This window comes from Anaerostipes amylophilus (genome assembly GCF_025567365.1).
In the GTDB taxonomy this organism is placed as follows: domain Bacteria; phylum Bacillota; class Clostridia; order Lachnospirales; family Lachnospiraceae; genus Anaerostipes; species Anaerostipes amylophilus.
In genome coordinates this window covers 114,340-132,094 of sequence record NZ_JAOQJG010000001.1, presented here as the reverse complement: position 1 = coordinate 132,094, position 17,755 = coordinate 114,340, and the positions used below count along the sequence as shown (strand labels likewise).

Genomic DNA, 17,755 nt, shown 5'->3' with positions numbered 1-17,755 from the left:
AACATTTTGGAAAGGAGCTAATTTATGATAGAGGAAAGACAACCTGTAAGAGCACATAAGATCAGTTTGTTAAACCGAAATCTTGGAGTGATCACAGGAGTAAAGGATGTTGTTTCATTTGACCTTAACGAGATCATTCTTGATACGGATCAGGGATTATTGATGATCAAAGGGATCAATCTTCATGTAAAGAAATTGTTGGTGGAGAAAGGCGAAGTGGAGATTACAGGTAAGATCGACAGCTTTTTATATTCTAATATGGATGAAGAACATGGAAAGAAAGAAGGATTTTTAGGAAGGTTGTTAAAATAATGCAAGAGGTTGTGACGGCACCGCTTATGTTCTTTTTATCTTCCATTTTGTTTGGGATAGGACTTCTTGGTATCTATGATATTTTGCGGGCATTTCGAGCAGTAATTCAACATGGATTATTTTTTACAGCAGTTGAGGACATTTTGTATTTTATGTTTGTGGCAGTCATAAGTTTCTGGTTCCTTTGTACATATAATCATGGGGAATTAAGAGGATTTTTTTTTATAGGGATATTTATAGGAATGTTTCTATATTATATAAAAATAAGTTCATATGTCATATCATGGCTTATATATTTTTTTTCAAGGATAACCAACATTTTTAAAATTATATATGAGATAATTACAAAACCTATGATTTCTATTCAAAGAAATATAAAATGGAGATTGAAAAAAGAGAAAAAAAACGTTACAATGGCACTAAAGAAACAAACTAAAAGAGGTGGTCAAAGTGGCACGAAGGAGAAAACAAAATAATATGGACCAGAGAACGAAGGTCATTCTGGTTATTGTGGTTGTATTTGTGGTCATCTTGGCATTTGCTTATATGAATCTTCATCAGAAGTCAAAGAAACTTGAGAAAGAGCAGCAACAGGTAGAAGCTCAGATCAAGAAAGAGAAAGAAAAGAAAGATGAACTAAAGAAGAAGAAAGAATATATTAAGACAAAAGAATTTATTGAGAAGACTGCAACAGAGAAGTTTGGACTATTATATCCAGGAGAATATCTTCTGAAGGGTTCTGACTAGGAGATGATCAAAATCAAACATTCTTGGCATTTTCCGTCTGGTGAAGATTGACAGGGGAAGATGCCAATCTAAAACATTTACACTCATATAATTTTCCGGAGAAGGGATGAAGGCGAAAGTTTTCATCCCTTCTCCACTGTTTTATTTATATTATGAAAATTACTTTTTGCTATTCTTGCTATTTCTTGTCAGTCAGCTATAATAAGGATAGTGTATACAGAGGTAAAGAAAGGCAGAGGAAAAGACGATGCTCAAGATACAATACAGAAATGCAAAAGATGGTGGAATTGAAGTACTTCGATGTTTCAGCCAGGAGCAACAGGTAACGATTCCAGCACAGATTGAAGGAAAGGCAGTTACAAAGATTGGTGATTATGCATTTTCTTCGCACAAAAGAAAAGAAGATGAAGCAAAGGAAATTAAAATCGGAGAAGATTTTTTTGAAAATGAAGAAGAACCGATGTTTTGTGGAGAAAACGTCAAAGAAGTTTATCTTCCGCATACAGCAGTTGAGATTGGAAAATATGCGTTTTACGGATGTGTAAATTTAACAACTCTTGGATTTTCAGATTCTCTTTTAAGAACCGGGGCGGGAATTTTTACAGGATGCAAATTACAAAAGATATGTTATGATGTCTATGAAAATAAAAAAAGTGCATTGCGTGATGTTGTAAGGGATACCCGTTTCCCATTGCAAGTGCATATAAATTATAAGAATGAAGGTACAAAAAGCTGTTTGTTTTACCCAGAATATTATGAAGAAGCGGTAGAGAATACACCAGCAAGAATTATAGAAACACATTTTCATGGAACAGGATATCAGTATCGTCAGAGCTTTTTGAGAGGAGAAATTGATTATCGAAAATATGATGACATATTTCCAGTGGCCGCAGTACAGGAAGATCCAGATATTATCTGGAAAATCTTATCTGGCCGTATGTTGATGCCATATGGAATGTCTGATTTTGCATGGATGCAATATGAAGGCTATATAAAGCAACATCAGTGTGAAATGATGAATTATCTGACGGAAGAGAACCAGATGCCATTTGTACAGTTTATGGCAGAAAAAAATTATTTTACAAAAGATGGGATTGAGGCAGCGATTGATTGGGTATCAAAAAAACATAAAACGGAACTTTTAAGTTTTTTGATGAATGAACAACATAAAAGATTTCCAAAGAAAAAGAAAACTTTTGAATTGTAACAGGTAGGAAAAGAATAAAAAATAAAAGGATATGACGAGAATGGAAGAAAATATCAATGAACGTCTCAGTGAACTTGGGACAAAGATTCTTGGGACAACAAGAAATGAATTATATATCCATATGCGTTTTTTAGATGTTGCATTGAGCAGTTTTGCCTATGTGATCGATCCTTCTGTAAATGGCGTGGGAACGGATGGAATGTGTATGTTTTATCATCCAGGAGCTCTTGGAGGAATGTATAAAAGCAGCAGAGTGAGAATGAACAGAGCTTATCTGCATATGGTCTTGCACTGTATTCTTCATCATATAACAAGAAGAAAAGGAAGGAACAAAACATTGTGGAATATTTCCTGCGATATTGCAGTGGAATCCATTATTGATCATTGGCATTTAAAATGTATCCATATGGTACAGACAAGGCTTAGAAAAGATACATACAGGCAGATTGAAAAGAAGTTAAAAGTATTTACGGCAGAGGGAATTTACAAATACCTTGTCTCTTTAGGGCTGGATGAAAAGAAGCAGAAAGAACTGCAGATGGAATTTCATGTAGATGATCATCAATACTGGCCGGAAGATCCAAAACAGGATCTGCATCAGGAAGTAGAAAATAAATGGAAAAATATCAGTGAAAAAACAGAAACAGATATGGAAACATTTTCAAGTGAGGAGTCACAGCAGGCGGGAGATTTGATCGGACAAGTACAGGTTGAAAACAGAGATCGCTATGATTACCGAGAATTTTTAAGGAAATTTTCTGTTTTAAGAGAAGAAGTCAGTGTTGATCCAGATTCTTTTGATTATATATTTTACAGTTATGGACTTTCGATGTACGGAAACATGCCGCTGATCGAACCACAAGAATGGAAAGAAGTAAAAAAGGTAGAAGATTTTGCGATTGTTATTGATACGTCAATGTCGTGTTCTGGAGACCTTGTAAAGAAATTTCTGGAGGAAACTTATGATGTATTAACAGAAGCAGAAAGCTTTTTCCATAAAGTAAATATTCATATTATTCAGTGTGATGAGATGGTGCAAAATGATCAGAAGATCACAGATGAAAAAGAATTAAAAGAATACATGGAACATTTGGAATTGATCGGAGAAGGTGGAACAGATTTCCGCCCAGCATTTGAGTATGTCAATCAGCTGATCGAGCAAGGTGAATTTTATCATTTGAAAGGACTTATCTATTTTACAGATGGAAAAGGAACCTATCCAAAGAAGAAACCATCATATGAGACTGCATTTATCTTTATGCAGGAAGAATACGAAGATATAGATGTACCGCCATGGGCGGTCAAACTGATCGTTGATGCGGAAGATCTTGATGAAGGAGAAGAAGAACATGAACATTAAAAGAGCAAAACAGGAAATTAAAGATTCCATTGAAGCATATTTAACAAAAGATAACTACGGGGAATACAAAATCCCATCCATAAGACAGCGTCCAATTCTTCTGATGGGACCTCCGGGAATTGGAAAAACACAGATCATGGAACAGATTGCAAGAGAATGTGAGATTGGTCTGGTAGCTTACACGATCACACATCATACAAGACAAAGTGCGATCGGATTGCCTTTTATCAGAGAAAAAGAATATGGCGGACAGACATATTCTGTTACAGAATATACGATGAGTGAGATCATCGCATCTGTTTATGAAAAAATTGAACAGACAGAAAATAAAGAGGGAATTTTGTTCATCGATGAGATCAACTGCGTATCCGAAACATTAGCACCAACGATGCTTCAGTTTTTACAGTGCAAGATGTTTGGTAACCAGAAAGTACCAGATGGATGGATCATCGTGGCAGCAGGAAACCCACCAGAGTACAACAAATCTGTTCGTGATTTTGACGTTGTAACACTGGACCGTATGAAGAAGATCGATGTGGAAGCTGACTATGAAGTATGGAAAGAATACGCATATCAGGCAGGAATCCATCCAGCAATCCTTGCGTATCTTGAAATCCGCAAAGAATACTTCTATCGTATGGAAACAACCGTAGACGGGAAAGCGTTTGTTACAGCTAGGGGATGGGAAGATCTTTCTCAGCTGTTAAAAGTCTACGAAGAATTAGGAAAAGACATCGACAGAGAAGTTGTTTTCCAGTATTTGCAGCATTTAAAGATTGCCAAAGATTTTGCTAACTACTACGAACTTTACAAGAAATACAAAGAAGATTATGGTATTGAACGCATCTTGCAAGGACAATGGAATCAGGAAACGATCGGAAGACTGAAATTTGCAGCATTCGATGAAAAACTAAGTGTTGTAGGTTTATTAAACGGAAAATTATCCGAAATGTTTGCCCAATCTTATCGTCAGGATGCCTATGTCACAGAATTATTTGGCTGGTTAAAACAGTTAAAAACAGGAAAAACATTAAGTCAGGTGGTAAAAGAGATCCACGAAGATTTTAATGAAAAGAAAAAGACAGAGAAACTCGGAAAAGCTCAGGAACATATGCTGCTTGATGTGATCAAGACTCTAGAAAGGTACGAACAGATCAGCAAGGCAGAACACTTAGAAGCTGATGCAGAATTTGAACGTGTCCGCGAAGAATTCAAGAAAGAACCAGAAAGGTTAGAACAGCAGATTGAAGATACATCTAAGGCATTAGACAATGCATTTGATTTTATGGAAGAGGCCTTTGGACAGAGCCAGGAGATGGTTGTGTTTGTAACTGAACTGAATGTGAATTATTACAGCGTTTGGTTTATTAAGGAAAATGGATGCGATAAATATTATCAGTATAATAAGGGGCTTTTGTTTGATGAACAGCAGGAGCAGATATTAGCTGAGATGAATGAATTAGAGAAGAAATTTTAATTTTATAATTGGCAAACTGTAAGATTGGAAAATTTGAGAACTTTTCCCGTTAATTTCAAGGAATGTTGCATTAAAGCAACATTCCTTTTATTATTTATGCGCGTCGGTTGTTATACAAAAAAATTACCTTTCGGTTTACAATCAATACAAAGCGGATATAAGGGATATGATTTCCATTCTGTTATCGATTGTTTTATGTATCAAGTGCAGAAAAAGGATATAAGTTTAAGAAAAATCAAAAAATAAGAATAAAATCGAATTTTGTAAAAAATGATGAAAATTTAATAAAGAAGTAAAAAACAGCATTCTTACAAATGGCTTAAATTGGTCGGACCATCAAAGAGAAGAATGCTGTTTTTTGTGCAATTTAGCTAAAAATAATACCAATTTTCAAAGAAAATAAACATGTTTGTAAAATAAATAACTTGACTTTTTATCAAATTAGTCCTACCATATAAGTACAGTAACTGGTAGGACCAATCTTACTATGTCGCGTATACGCTAAAAATAGGATATCGGGAACCGTTCATATTTGAAAAGAAAGGAGAGAACCTAGAATGTTCATTCACTTTTTATTAGCGATGCTTCCAATCATCTGGCTGATCATTGCATTAAGCGGATTAAAGATGGCAGGTCATGTAGCATGTCCGATCGCTTTGATCATCACAGCCGTTGAAGCACTTTTTTTGTGGAAGCAGAAGATTATTGATGTCCTGACAGGAGGGTTAGAAGGATTTGCAATGGCAATCTGGCCAATCTGTCTGGTTATCGTGGCAGCAGTGTTTACTTACAACTTGGTCGTACATACGAAAAACATGGAACTTATCAAAAAGATGTTAACTTCCGTATCAAAGGATAAAAGAATCCTTGTTCTTATCATCTCATGGGGATTTGGAGGATTTATGGAAGGTATGGCAGGATTCGGAACAGCCGTAGCAATTCCAGCAGGAATCCTTTGCGGACTCGGATTTGATCCAATCTTTGCAGCGATGATCTGTCTGGTAGCGAATACCACACCAGTTGCATTTGGATCCATCGGAATTCCAACTGTTACCGCAGCAAATGTTACAGGATTCAGTCCTCATATGACAGCATCTTACGTTGTACTTCAATTAGCAATTATGGTAATTTTAGTTCCTTTCTTCCTTGTTTTTATCACAGGAAAACACGAGGGAGCCAAAGGACTTGGCGATTATAAAGAAATTTTATTTATTACATTGATGTCTGGAGTTTCATTTTTGATTCCACAGTATCTGACAGCAAAATTTATCGGAGCAGAACTTCCAGCAGTCATTGGATCTGTATGTAGTATGGCAGTCACGATTATCTTAGCGAAAGTCATGCTTAAGGGTAAATCAAGTAAATTTGATGTTGAGATCGAAGAAAAAGAAGACGAAAGATCATTGACAGTCAAAGATGCATTGGTTGCATGGAGTCCATTTATTTTAGTCTTGGTATTCCTATTACTGACATCCACATTGGTACCAGCGATTCATGATCCATTATCAGCGATCAAATCAAATGTACCGATCTACACAGGAGAAGGCGCAGCACCATATACATTTACATGGGTTGCAACACCAGGAGTCTTGATCCTTATAGCAGCATTTATCGGAGGAATCATTCAGAAATGTCCGATCGGAGAAATCTTTGGTGTATTAGGAAAAACTATCGTACAGATGTTAAAAACAATTATTACGATTATGGCAGTACTTGCAACTGCAAAGATCATGGGATACAGCGGAATGACACAGTCTATTGCAGATTTTATCGTTCGAGTAACAGGAAGTTTCTATCCACTTGTTGCACCACTGATCGGATCTATTGGAACATTTGTTACAGGAAGTTCTACATCAAGCAGTGTTCTGTTCTCTAAATTACAGGCAAGTACAGGAGCAGAATTAAATATCAACCAGATCTGGCTGGTAGCAGCAAATACAGTTGGTAGTACCGCAGGAAAGATCATTTCCCCACAGAGTATCGCAGTAGCGACAGCGGCAACAGCAACGGTTGGAAAAGAAAGTGAGATCTTAACAAAGGTTATTAAATATTTCGTACTATTTGCAGTAATCTATGGTCTTGTCTGCTATTTCGGATTAAGACTGATCTAGGAAAATGGAACACCATTTCCAAGAGATAAAAAAGGTATTAACTTTTAAGGAGGAAGATAGATGAGTGAGTATCAGTATAACAAGGTGACACCAGAGATGATCGAGAAATTCAAAGAGATCGCTCCGAAACGTGTCTTAGTGGGTGATGAGATCAATGAAGATTTTACCCATGATGAAATGGCAATCTACGGAAAAGCAAAACCAGAAGTTTTGGTAGAAGCAACATCGACAGAAGAAGTTGCAGCCGTTGTAAAACTTTGTAATGAAAACAAGGTTCCTGTAACCCCAAGTGGTGCAAGAACAGGATTAGTAGGAGGAGCCGTAAGTATCGGTGGCGGTGTTATGATCTCTCTTACAAAGATGAACAAGATTCTTGGATATGACAAAGAAAACTTTGTAGTTAAGATTCAGTCAGGAGTCCTTTTAAATGATCTTGCTCAGGATGCAGAAAAACAAGGATTATTATATCCACCAGATCCAGGTGAGAAATTTGCAACCGTTGGTGGAAATGTAGCAACAAATGCTGGTGGTATGAGAGCTGTTAAATATGGTTGTACAAGAGATTATGTACGAGCTATGACAGTTGTACTTCCAACAGGTGAGATTGTGAAACTTGGAGCTACTGTATCAAAGACAAGTTCAGGATACAGCTTATTAAACTTAATGATCGGTTCTGAAGGTACATTAGGTATTATCACAGAACTTACATTAAAAGTGATCCCAGCACCAAAATCAGTGATCAGTCTGATCATTCCTTATGAGAATCTGGAAGATTGTATCGCAACAGTACCAAAATTCTTTATGAATCATTTAGCACCACAGGCACTGGAATTCATGGAAAAAGAAGTTGTAATGGATACAGAAAAATTCCTTGGAAAACAGGTTTATCCAAAGGAAATGGAAGGTACGGAAGTTGGAGCTTATTTACTGGCAACATTTGATGGAAATTCTGAAGAACAGTTAGAAGATATCGTAGAACAGGCAGCAGAAGTTGTAGTGGAAGCAGGAGCGATCGATGTATTAGTTGCTGATACACCAGCCTTAAAGAAAGATGCATGGGCTGTCCGTGGAGCATTACTTGAGGCGATTGAAGCAGATACTGTACTGTTAGATGAATGCGACGTTGTAGTTCCAACAAATAAGATCGCAGAATTCTTAACATATACAAAATCATTGGAAGCAGAAGCTGATTTCAGAGTTAAGAGCTTTGGTCATGCTGGAGATGGTAACTTACATATCTATGCATGCAGCAATGACATGGAAGAAGCAGAATTTAAGAAACAGGTTGCAGTCTTTATGGATAAAGTATATGCAAAAGCAACAGAATTTGGTGGAATGATTTCTGGAGAACATGGAATCGGACATGGAAAGATGGATTATCTAGCAGAATCTCTCGGACCAGTTCAGATGAGGATCATGGAAGGTGTCAAAGAAGTATTTGATCCAAATATGATCTTAAATCCAGGTAAGATCTGTTACAAATTATAAGTTATATAAAAATAATAAGACAAACATAAACAAAAAACATAGACAAAGCTTTTTAAGGTAATTTTAGGAGGATATCAAGATGGCATATTTAATTTCAGAGGAAGCAAAAGACTTATTACAGGATGTACACGAATTTTGTGAAAACGAAGTAAAAGAACAGTGTAAAGCATATGACGTTAGTGGAGAATGGCCAAAAGAAATTTATGACAAAGCCATTGAAATGCAGTTACATTCATTAGAAGTACCAGAAGAATATGGTGGACCAGGATTATCAAGAGTTGACGTTGCAGCACTGATCGAAGAAATGGCTATCGCGGATGCAGGATTTGCAACAACAATCTCAGCCAGTGGATTAGGAACAAAACCAGTACTGATCGCAGGAAATGAAGAACAGAAAAAACATGTATGCCAGAAGATTATTGATGGTGGATTTGGAGCTTTCTGTTTAACAGAACCAGGAGCAGGATCTGATGCAAGTGCAGGTACAACAACAGCTGTCAAAGATGGTGATGAATGGGTATTAAATGGAAGAAAATGCTTCATCACAAATGGTGGTATCGCATCTTTCTATTGCATCACAGCAATGACAGATAAAACAAAAGGTACAAAAGGAATTTCTATGTTCTTAGTTGATGCTGGAACTCCAGGATTAAGCACAGGAAATGAAGAAAATAAAATGGGTATCCGTACATCTAACACATGTGATGTTGTATTAGAAGACTGCCGTATTCCAGCAGAAAATCTGATCGGAGAAGAAGGAAGAGGATTCCCAATCGCTATGAAGACATTAGACCAGGCAAGAGCATGGATGGGATGCGTTGCAACAGGTATCGCACAGCGTGGTATCAACGAAGGTATCGCATATGCCAAGGAAAGAGTACAGTTTGGTAAACCAGTTATCAAAAATCAGGCAATGCAGTTTAAAGTAGCTGATATGGAAATCAAGACAGAGACTGCTCGTCAGATGGTTGCACATGCCTTAACAAAGATGGATATGGGATTACCACATTCCAAAGAAGCAGCGATCGCAAAATGCTATGCATCAGATATCGCAATGGAAGTAGCTTCTGAAGCAATCCAGATGTTTGGTGGATATGGATACAGCAGAGAATATCCAGTAGAAAAATTATTAAGAGATGCTAAGATCTTCCAGATCTTCGAAGGAAGTAACGAAATCCAGAGAATCGTAATCGCTAACAATACAATTGGAAGATAAAAATAAGAAGGAGTAAGACAATGAACATTTTAGTTTGTATGAAACAGGTTCCGGATGATTCTGTAGAAATCCATTTAAATGCAGATGGAGCACCGGATTTAGCCAATGTTACACCTGTTGTAAATGCATTTGACACCTATGCTCTTGAAATGGCAGCACGATTAAAAGAATCCTCAGAAGGAGAAATAACCATTGTATGTGTTGGAGAAGAAGGAGCGAAAAACTCCTTAAAGAACTGCCTTGCAGTTGGAGCAGATCACGCGTTTTTAGTAAGTGATGATGCTTTCAAAGATTCTGACACAACAGGAATCGCAAATATCTTAAAAAATGTAGTAGCAAAATTAGAAGCAGATAATGGTCAGAAATTCGACTTGATCTTCACAGGAAAAGAAGCAACAGATGCCGCACTTGGACAAGGTGGAATCATGTTAGCCGATGAACTTGGAGTCGGAGTGATCACAAATATCACAGAAATTGCCTTAGACGGTGACAAAGTAACAGCTAAACAGGAAACAGAAGAAGGATATCGTACAGTAGAAGCTTCTGCACCATGTGTTGTTACTGTTACAAAACCAGAATATGATCCACGTTACCCAACGATCAAGAATAAAATGGCAGCCAGAAAGAAACCAATCGGTGACATCAAAGAAGCTGATCTTGCGGATCTTGAAAAAGAAAAAGTCGGTGCAGACAATGCAAAAGTTCAGGTGATCAAATTATATGAGCCAGCAAAGAAAGAAGCCGGAATCAAGATTCAGGAAGAAACAGAAGAAGATTCAGCATTAAAAGCAGTCGCTATGATGGCAGATGCCAAAGTATTCTAGGAAGGGAGAACAAAGGACATGGCAGAATATAAGAATATCATGGTATATGTAGAAACTGCAGAAGAAAATCCAGTGAAAGTTGGATTAGAAATGCTCTCACCAGCCAAAGAACATGCTGAGAAAGTCACAGCGGTTGTTATCGGAAGCGGTGTAGCAGATGCAGCGAAAAAAGTAGCAGAGGCAGGTGCCGATCAGGTCATCTGTGTCGATAGCGAAGATTATAAAGAATATAATCTGGATGCATATGCAGCAGTTTTAACACAGTTAGTAAAAGACGAAAATCCAGAAGCAGTATTTATCGGTGGAACACAAGATGGAAAAGACATCGCACCAGCAGTCGCAGCGAAATTAGGTGTAGGATGTGCATCTGATGTCTTAGCTGTCAAAGCAGAAGATGGAGAAATTGTATACACATGCCCACTATATGGCGGAACTGTGTTAGAAGATGTAAAGATTACAAGTATTCCACAGGTAGCGACTCTTCGTTCTGGAGCATTCCAGAAAGTTGAGAACCCATCAGAAGGGGAAGTCGTTGCAAAAGAAGTCAAAGTACCAGAAGATGTGATCAAAGCTAAGATCACAGAAAGCGTCAAAGAAATCGCAGAAACGATCAACCTAGAAGAAGCAGAAGTCATCGTTTCTGGTGGACGTGGAATGGGAAGCAAGGAAAACTTCGCATTAGTTGAAGAACTTGCAAACATTTTAGGCGGTGTTGTCGGAGCAACAAGACCAGCCATTGAAGATGGATGGGTATCAAAGATCCATCAGGTAGGACAGTCTGGAAAGATCGTTGCACCAAAACTATACATTGCCTGCGGAATTTCCGGAGCAACACAGCATGTATCAGGAATCATGAATTCAGGATACATCGTAGCGATCAACAAAGATGAAGACGCACCAATCTTTGATGTAGCAAATGTTGGAATCGTTGGAGATGTTATGAAAGTGCTTCCTGTTATGATCGAGGAGATCAAAAAGATCAAGGATGCACAGTAAATAAAAATCTATTTTTATAAAATAGCTTGTTTCTATACTTAATGTATATTCACCATTTATAAAAGGTCAGATTGCCTTAAAGGCAGCCTGACCTTTCTTTCCGTTTTTATATTTAGATATTATATAATAAGAAGAAACTCAAAATTTTATCGAATAAAGTTTGTTTTAATTTTCTCTTCAGTAGCAGGAACTTCAACTCCGGCAGCAGCCCCAGCCTCAATACAGCGAAGCAGCCAAGCCATGTTATTTCCTAATGTACGCATGATCTGGAGCCCTTCTTCATCCTGTTTTACTTCTTCAGGAGTATTTCCATGAACCATATTCCAGTAGTTTGAGGAAACAACAGGCATCTGATGATATTCAAGATATTTTAAGAGAACATCCAAAGTTGCAGTTGTACCAGCACGACGTGCGGAAGTTACAGCAGCTGCAGGTTTATGTAGCATAAAGTTACCAGCCTGAGAACAGAATTTATCCATAAATTCAATGATCTGACCACTAGGAGAAGCCCAGTAAACAGGGGACCCAATAACTAAAGCGTCAGATTTTTCCATGATCTTAGCTGCAACCTTCACATTTTCAATCGAAGGATCTCCAGCCTGAAAAATCTCAGTCTCAATTCCCTGTGCATTTAAAGTATTTGCAACCTCAGTCAAAGCAGTAAAAGTGCAACCAGCTTTGCGAGGACTTCCATTTAATAATAAAACTTTCATTTATCTCGTCCTTTCTAAAAGTAAAGAATCCAGTTACAAACAATATTCTATGTCAAAAGATGTTTCTTGACAAGGAGATAAATTTTCAATTCAAGATGCCAATAAACTAAAGTTATGAAGATTATCCATATGAATCATATGGATAATCTTCTATCATAACCTTTATTTATGCATCATCCCCACAATGTTGGTAAAACGCCAGCATATACAATCCACACAATCCCACAAGTGCATAAACCACACGTGACAACCAACTCATATCACCAAACAAAAATGCCACCAGATCAAACCGAAAGAATCCGATCAGTCCCCAGTTAATAGCACCAATGATCGTAAGAGTCAAAGCTGTGCAATCAAGAACTTTATTTCCCATAATAAAATCAAACCTCCTTAGAACAATGAATAAAATTCTAATTTAGTATTTGTAAAATTCCGTATTTTATGTATAAAAAATTTGTCATTTAAAATAGTCGAGAAAGTAGTGACTTGACAATTGATGAAAATAATATAAAATAATAAATAGCAATAAAAATCAATAAAGAAACGGAAATTTATATATGTTGTCAAAATATGCTTCAAAAATGACATGATCTTATAACAGGAGGAACAAAAAAGAATGTTTGTAGAAGAACGACATCAGGAAATATTACGTTTGCTAGAAGAAAATGAAAAAGTGAAAGTAAAGGATCTAAGCAAACGCTTTGAAGTAACAGAGGATTGTATTCGTAAAGATCTGGCAAGTATGGAGGTAAAGAACCTTTTAAAAAGAACATATGGTGGAGCGGTTCGCCCTGATACATTGCATCCAGGACATAATAATATTGTATCGACAAGAAAAGATAAGAATATAAAAGAAAAACAACAGATTGCAAAAAAAGCAGTTGAGTTGATTCGTAATGGAGATATGATATTTCTTGATACATCAACGACGAATATTGAATTGGCAAAAGAAATTATAAAAAGAGAACTTCAGATTACAGTGGTAAGCTGCATGCTTGATATAGCAGAATTATTTACAACAACAAAAAATGTAAATTTTATTTTGCTTGGTGGACAGTTTAATCGCAGTCAGAATGGATTTTTAGGTGAATTAACGAGACAGATGATGGAAAATTTCCGATTTGATATTTGTTTTATGGGCGTTGTAGGTGCGGATCTTTTCAATAATGTGATCACGACGTATGTTCCGGAAGACGGCATTATGAAACGTGATGCAGTACAAAAAAGCAGTCAGTGCTATCTTGTTATGGAAAGTAATAAGTTTGATTTTAAAGCGAACTATGTATATGCTACCTTTAATGACATAGAAGGAGTTATCTGTGAGAAGGAACTTTCAGAGGAAATTAAGAAGAAATTAGAAGAATATCAGACAAAGATCATATAGAAAAATAGAAAGGACAAAGACTATGGATGGATTATATCAGACACAACGAATCAAAGATTTAAAAGATAAAATGTTGTCAGAGCCAAGATATGCATCAATTGAGCAGGCACTGATCATCACAAAAACATATCAGGAAAATGAAGATGATCCAAGAATCATCCAGAGAGCCAAATCTTTAAAGGCAGCATTAGAACAGATGGAGATTCGTGTAGAACCGGATGAGCTGATCGTTGGAAATCGTACAGCCGGAGTCCGTTATGGAGTTGTATTTCCGGAGAGTGGAAGTACATGGGTCGATAAAGAATTTGAAACACTTCCAACAAGACCGCAGGATCGTTTCAATGTGCATCAAGAAGATATTGAAACATTCCGCAAAGACATCAAACCATATTGGGAAGGAAAATCCTTAGAAGATGTCCTGAACCAGAGATATGGAAAAGAGATCAACGAGATCGCTAAAGTTGTAAAGATCAATCAGAAAGACCATGCACAAGGACATATCTGTCCAAACTGTGTAAAATGGTTAAAGATGGGACCACAGGGACTACTTGATCAGGCAGAAGAAAAATTAAAGACATGTAAAGAAGGGCAGAAAGACTTCTATGAGAGTGTTAAGATCGTTATGGAAGGTGCCAAACATTTTATGGTCCGTTATCACGATCTGATCATGGATATGGCAGAAAATGAATCAGATGAAACAAGAAAACAAACAATGATCAAAGTAGCCAGAAACTGTAAGAATATTTCTGAAAGACCAGTACAGACATTCCACGAAGCAGTGCAGTCTACATGGTTTTTATTTGTTATCTTACAGATGGAATCCAATGCATCTTCATTTTCACCAGGAAGATTAGACAGACATTTAGCACCTTATTATGAAAAAGATATCAAAGATGGAATCTTAGATAAACAGCAGGCATTAGAGATCATTGAATGCTTATGGCTGAAATTTAATGAGATCGTATACATGAGAAATTCTCACGGAGCTAAATATTTCGCTGGATTCCCAATCGGATTTAATATTGCGATCGGTGGGCAGGATGAAAATGGAAATGATACATATAATGATCTTTCTTTCTTATTCTTAGAATCACAGAAGCACTTAGGACTTCCACAACCAAATCTTTCTGTCAGACTTCACGAAGGAACATCGGATGAGTTATTAAAAGAAGCAGTCAGAGTCGTAGCCAAAGGAAGCGGAATGCCACAATTCTTTAATGATAAGGCAGTGATCCCATCTATTCAAGAATTAGGAATCGAAGAAAAAGATGCCAGAGACTACGCGATCGTAGGATGTGTAGAATTAACAACACAGGGAAATAACCTTGGATGGAGTGACTCTGCAATGTTTAACTTGAACAAAGCATTGGAAGTCACATTAACTGGTGGAACATGTCTCTTAACCGGAGAAAAGATCGCACCAGATTATGGAAATCTTGAAACATACGAGACATTTGAAGACTTGGAAGCAGCATTCAAGAAACAGATTAATTATTTTATGGATAAGATGATCCTTGCATGTGAAGAAGTAGAGAAGGCACATATTGATCTTCTTCCATCTCCATTCTTATCAGCTTCTATTGAGAACTGCATGGAAAATGGAATGGATGTCACAGCAGGGGGAGCAAAGTATAATTTATCTGGAATTCAGATGATCCAGATTGCCAATCTGGCAGACAGCCTTGCTGCGATTAAGCAGCTGGTGTATGATGAAAAAAGATGCACACAAAAAGAAATGCTTGATGCATTAAAGAACAATTTTGAAGGATATGAAATCTTAAGAGCCATGTGCGTTAATAAAGTTCCAAAATACGGAAATGATATTGATGAAGTTGATAAACAGGGAACAAAATGGGCAGATTATTTCAAGAATCGATTAAGAACATTTAAGAATTATCGAAATGGTCCATATCACACAGGTATGTATACCGTATCAGCTCATGTACCAATGGGTGAAAATGTCGGGGCAACTCCAGATGGAAGATACGCAGGGGAGCCACTGGCAGATGGAGGAATGTCTCCAGTATATGGAAGAGATATCAAAGGACCAACAGCCGTATTAAAATCTGTATCCAAATTAGATAAGACATTGACAACGAATGGTGGATTGTTGAATATGAAATTCCTTCCAGAATTTTTTAAGACAGAGACAGGAATTGATAAGTTTGCGAATTTCTTAAGAACTTTTGTTGATCTTGAGATTCCACATATCCAGTTTAATGTAGTAAGAAAAGAAGACCTGCTTGCAGCAAAGAAGAATCCAGAACAATATCGTGGATTGACTGTCAGAGTTGCAGGTTACACAGCCTACTTTACAGAACTTGCCGATGAACTGCAAAATGAGATCATCGCAAGAACAAGTTATGGAGATATTTAAGATGACAGGAAAAGTATTTGATATTCGTAGATTTTCAACGCACGACGGAGATGGGATCCGTACTACAGTCTTTTTAAAGGGATGTCCTTTAAAATGTGTGTGGTGTCAGAATCCAGAAGGAATTTCCATTCGCAAAAGACCAATCTATTTTGAAAATCGATGCATACATTGTAAAACTTGTATTGCTAAATCAAAAGAACACGGAGTTACACTGGAAGAAGACCAGATTCATCTTCATCCTGACAAAAATGAAGACTGGAATACGATCATTGAGTGGTGTCCAACGGGAGCGATCGCTATGGATTCCAGAGAGATGACTGTGGAGATGGTTATGGAAGAAATCCGCAAAGATAATCCATTTTACCGCCACGGAAACGGCGGGGTTACGATCTCAGGTGGGGAACCACTTTTACAGTGGAAGTTTACAAAAGAGCTGTTAAAAGCATGTAAAAAAGAAGGAATCCACACTGCGATTGAGACATCTCTTTATGCAGAGCAGGAAGTGATCAAAGAAATTCTTCCATATTTAGATCGTATCTTTGCAGACCTTAAGTTAGCAACAGAGAAAGATCATATGCATTATACAGGGGTTTCAAATCGCAAGATCAAAGAGAATATCAGATACTTACTAGAGACATCAAATAGAAACAAAGTAATCATAAGAACACCGATGATCCCAGGCATGACTGCAACCAGAGAGAACATCAAAGGGATTGCAAAATATTTAAATGGAATCTATCAGTATGTTTCTTATGAAATCTTAAACTATAATCCACTGGCAGAAGCCAAATATCATTTGGTAGATAAAGAATACTGTTTTGAAGAAAATCCTAAATTGTACACGAAAGAACAGATGCAGGAATTTAAGAATTGGGCAATTGAGGGTGGATTAGAAAATATTATAAATGAGCAAATTTGAAAAGGATTTACGTTTTCGAGAAAAGAGAGTATAATACTCAACAAGGACCATGTCTTATAGCCGTAAAGGTAAAAGGGGGAATAAAGACATGAAAGTTATATTTCTGGACGTAGATGGAGTATTAAATTCGCAGCAGTTATTTGAAAAATCTGAAGATGCCCAATTGATCTCCGTAGACGAGGAGAATATTAAGAATTTGAAGAAAATCGTAGATGCAACAGGAGCCAAGATCGTTTTATCATCTTCCTGGAGATATGGATGGGCAGAACACAGTGATGCAGTACAGGACTGGTGCCAGATCCTGGTTGATATTTTAGCAAAATACGATCTAAAGATCATAGATAAGACAGAATATCTAAGCAGTGGAAGAAGAGAAGACGAGATCAAAGACTGGTTAGATAAGTGCGAAGAGAAGATTGAAGGATTTGTCATATTAGATGATGGAGACTACGAATGGCATAGACATGGATTTGATAAGCATCTGGTAAAGACAGATTTTTGTACAGGTGGATTACGAGCAGAAGATGCAGACAGAGCAATCAGGATATTAAATAAAAAAAGACTATTTAGCTTTTTCAGAAAATATTAAATAAGAAGATATTAAATAAGAAAGTATCAAAGGGG

At 37.0% G+C, this 17,755-nt stretch carries 17 protein-coding genes; 15 read left to right on the top strand and 2 right to left on the bottom strand.

Translation table 11 applies throughout. The annotated features are described in order from the left end of the window. The first annotated feature begins 24 nt into the window (after positions 1 to 24). From yabP to OCV53_RS00595, 11 genes are all read left to right on the top strand, one after another. Positions 25 to 312 (top strand): sporulation protein YabP, encoded by a 288-nt coding sequence (yabP, locus tag OCV53_RS00645; protein WP_022374591.1) that lies wholly within the window; start codon positions 25 to 27, stop codon positions 310 to 312. Beyond that, positions 312 to 788 carry a spore cortex biosynthesis protein YabQ gene (gene yabQ, locus OCV53_RS00640; protein ID WP_055196267.1) on the top strand — a complete coding sequence of 159 codons (477 nt, stop codon included), beginning with the start codon at positions 312 to 314 and terminating at the stop codon, positions 786 to 788. The genes yabP and yabQ overlap by 1 nt, the downstream gene beginning before the upstream one ends. A gap of 1 nt (position 789) precedes the next feature. After that, a complete protein-coding gene (locus OCV53_RS00635) occupies positions 790 to 1,059 on the top strand; it encodes a septum formation initiator family protein (RefSeq protein ID WP_022374593.1) in 270 nt (89 codons plus the stop codon). Between the two features lie 247 nt (positions 1,060 to 1,306). Beyond that, positions 1,307 to 2,266 (top strand): leucine-rich repeat protein, encoded by a 960-nt coding sequence (locus OCV53_RS00630; protein WP_070097198.1) that lies wholly within the window; start codon positions 1,307 to 1,309, stop codon positions 2,264 to 2,266. A gap of 40 nt (positions 2,267 to 2,306) precedes the next feature. After that, the gene (locus OCV53_RS00625) at positions 2,307 to 3,626 is read left to right on the top strand and encodes a vWA domain-containing protein (RefSeq protein WP_055196266.1); all 1,320 of its coding nucleotides are present in this window, start codon (positions 2,307 to 2,309) and stop codon (positions 3,624 to 3,626) included. Next, entirely contained in the window at positions 3,616 to 5,103 is a 1,488-nt protein-coding gene (locus OCV53_RS00620; RefSeq protein ID WP_055196265.1) for an ATP-binding protein, read from the top strand. The genes OCV53_RS00625 and OCV53_RS00620 overlap by 11 nt, the downstream gene beginning before the upstream one ends. Positions 5,104 to 5,660: 557 nt before the next feature. Beyond that, positions 5,661 to 7,214 carry an L-lactate permease gene (locus OCV53_RS00615; protein WP_022374597.1) on the top strand — a complete coding sequence of 518 codons (1,554 nt, stop codon included), beginning with the start codon at positions 5,661 to 5,663 and terminating at the stop codon, positions 7,212 to 7,214. Between the two features lie 60 nt (positions 7,215 to 7,274). Continuing rightward, positions 7,275 to 8,702, top strand: a complete 1,428-nt coding sequence (locus OCV53_RS00610; protein WP_022374598.1) for an FAD-binding oxidoreductase — start codon at positions 7,275 to 7,277, stop codon at positions 8,700 to 8,702. 79 nt (positions 8,703 to 8,781) lie between these two features. Continuing rightward, positions 8,782 to 9,918 (top strand): acyl-CoA dehydrogenase family protein, encoded by a 1,137-nt coding sequence (locus tag OCV53_RS00605; protein WP_055196264.1) that lies wholly within the window; start codon positions 8,782 to 8,784, stop codon positions 9,916 to 9,918. 20 nt (positions 9,919 to 9,938) lie between these two features. Further along, positions 9,939 to 10,742, top strand: a complete 804-nt coding sequence (locus tag OCV53_RS00600) for an electron transfer flavoprotein subunit beta/FixA family protein (RefSeq protein ID WP_022375192.1) — start codon at positions 9,939 to 9,941, stop codon at positions 10,740 to 10,742. Positions 10,743 to 10,760: 18 nt separating this feature from the next. Beyond that, a complete protein-coding gene (locus OCV53_RS00595; RefSeq protein WP_055196263.1) occupies positions 10,761 to 11,738 on the top strand; it encodes an electron transfer flavoprotein subunit alpha/FixB family protein in 978 nt (325 codons plus the stop codon). Positions 11,739 to 11,884: 146 nt separating this feature from the next. On the opposite strand, the gene OCV53_RS00590 is transcribed toward OCV53_RS00595, so the two are convergent. Continuing rightward, positions 11,885 to 12,451, bottom strand: coding sequence for a flavodoxin family protein (locus OCV53_RS00590; protein ID WP_022375190.1), 567 nt, complete (start codon positions 12,449 to 12,451; stop codon positions 11,885 to 11,887). 166 nt (positions 12,452 to 12,617) lie between these two features. Next, positions 12,618 to 12,824: a DUF378 domain-containing protein gene (locus OCV53_RS00585; RefSeq protein ID WP_055196262.1), complete on the bottom strand. Its 207-nt coding sequence runs from the start codon at positions 12,822 to 12,824 to the stop codon at positions 12,618 to 12,620. A gap of 243 nt (positions 12,825 to 13,067) precedes the next feature. Here OCV53_RS00585 and OCV53_RS00580 point away from each other — a divergent pair, with 243 nt between their 5' ends. From OCV53_RS00580 to OCV53_RS00565, 4 genes are all read left to right on the top strand, one after another. After that, on the top strand, positions 13,068 to 13,835 hold the full coding sequence (locus tag OCV53_RS00580; protein ID WP_055196261.1) for a DeoR/GlpR family DNA-binding transcription regulator: 768 nt from the start codon (positions 13,068 to 13,070) through the stop codon (positions 13,833 to 13,835). Between the two features lie 22 nt (positions 13,836 to 13,857). Then, positions 13,858 to 16,212: a glycyl radical protein gene (locus tag OCV53_RS00575; protein ID WP_055196260.1), complete on the top strand. Its 2,355-nt coding sequence runs from the start codon at positions 13,858 to 13,860 to the stop codon at positions 16,210 to 16,212. Beyond that, a complete protein-coding gene (locus tag OCV53_RS00570) occupies positions 16,199 to 17,131 on the top strand; it encodes a glycyl-radical enzyme activating protein (RefSeq protein WP_055196259.1) in 933 nt (310 codons plus the stop codon). The genes OCV53_RS00575 and OCV53_RS00570 overlap by 14 nt, the downstream gene beginning before the upstream one ends. Positions 17,132 to 17,219: 88 nt before the next feature. Next, a complete protein-coding gene (locus OCV53_RS00565) occupies positions 17,220 to 17,720 on the top strand; it encodes an HAD domain-containing protein (protein ID WP_055196258.1) in 501 nt (166 codons plus the stop codon). Positions 17,721 to 17,755 lie beyond the last annotated feature (35 nt).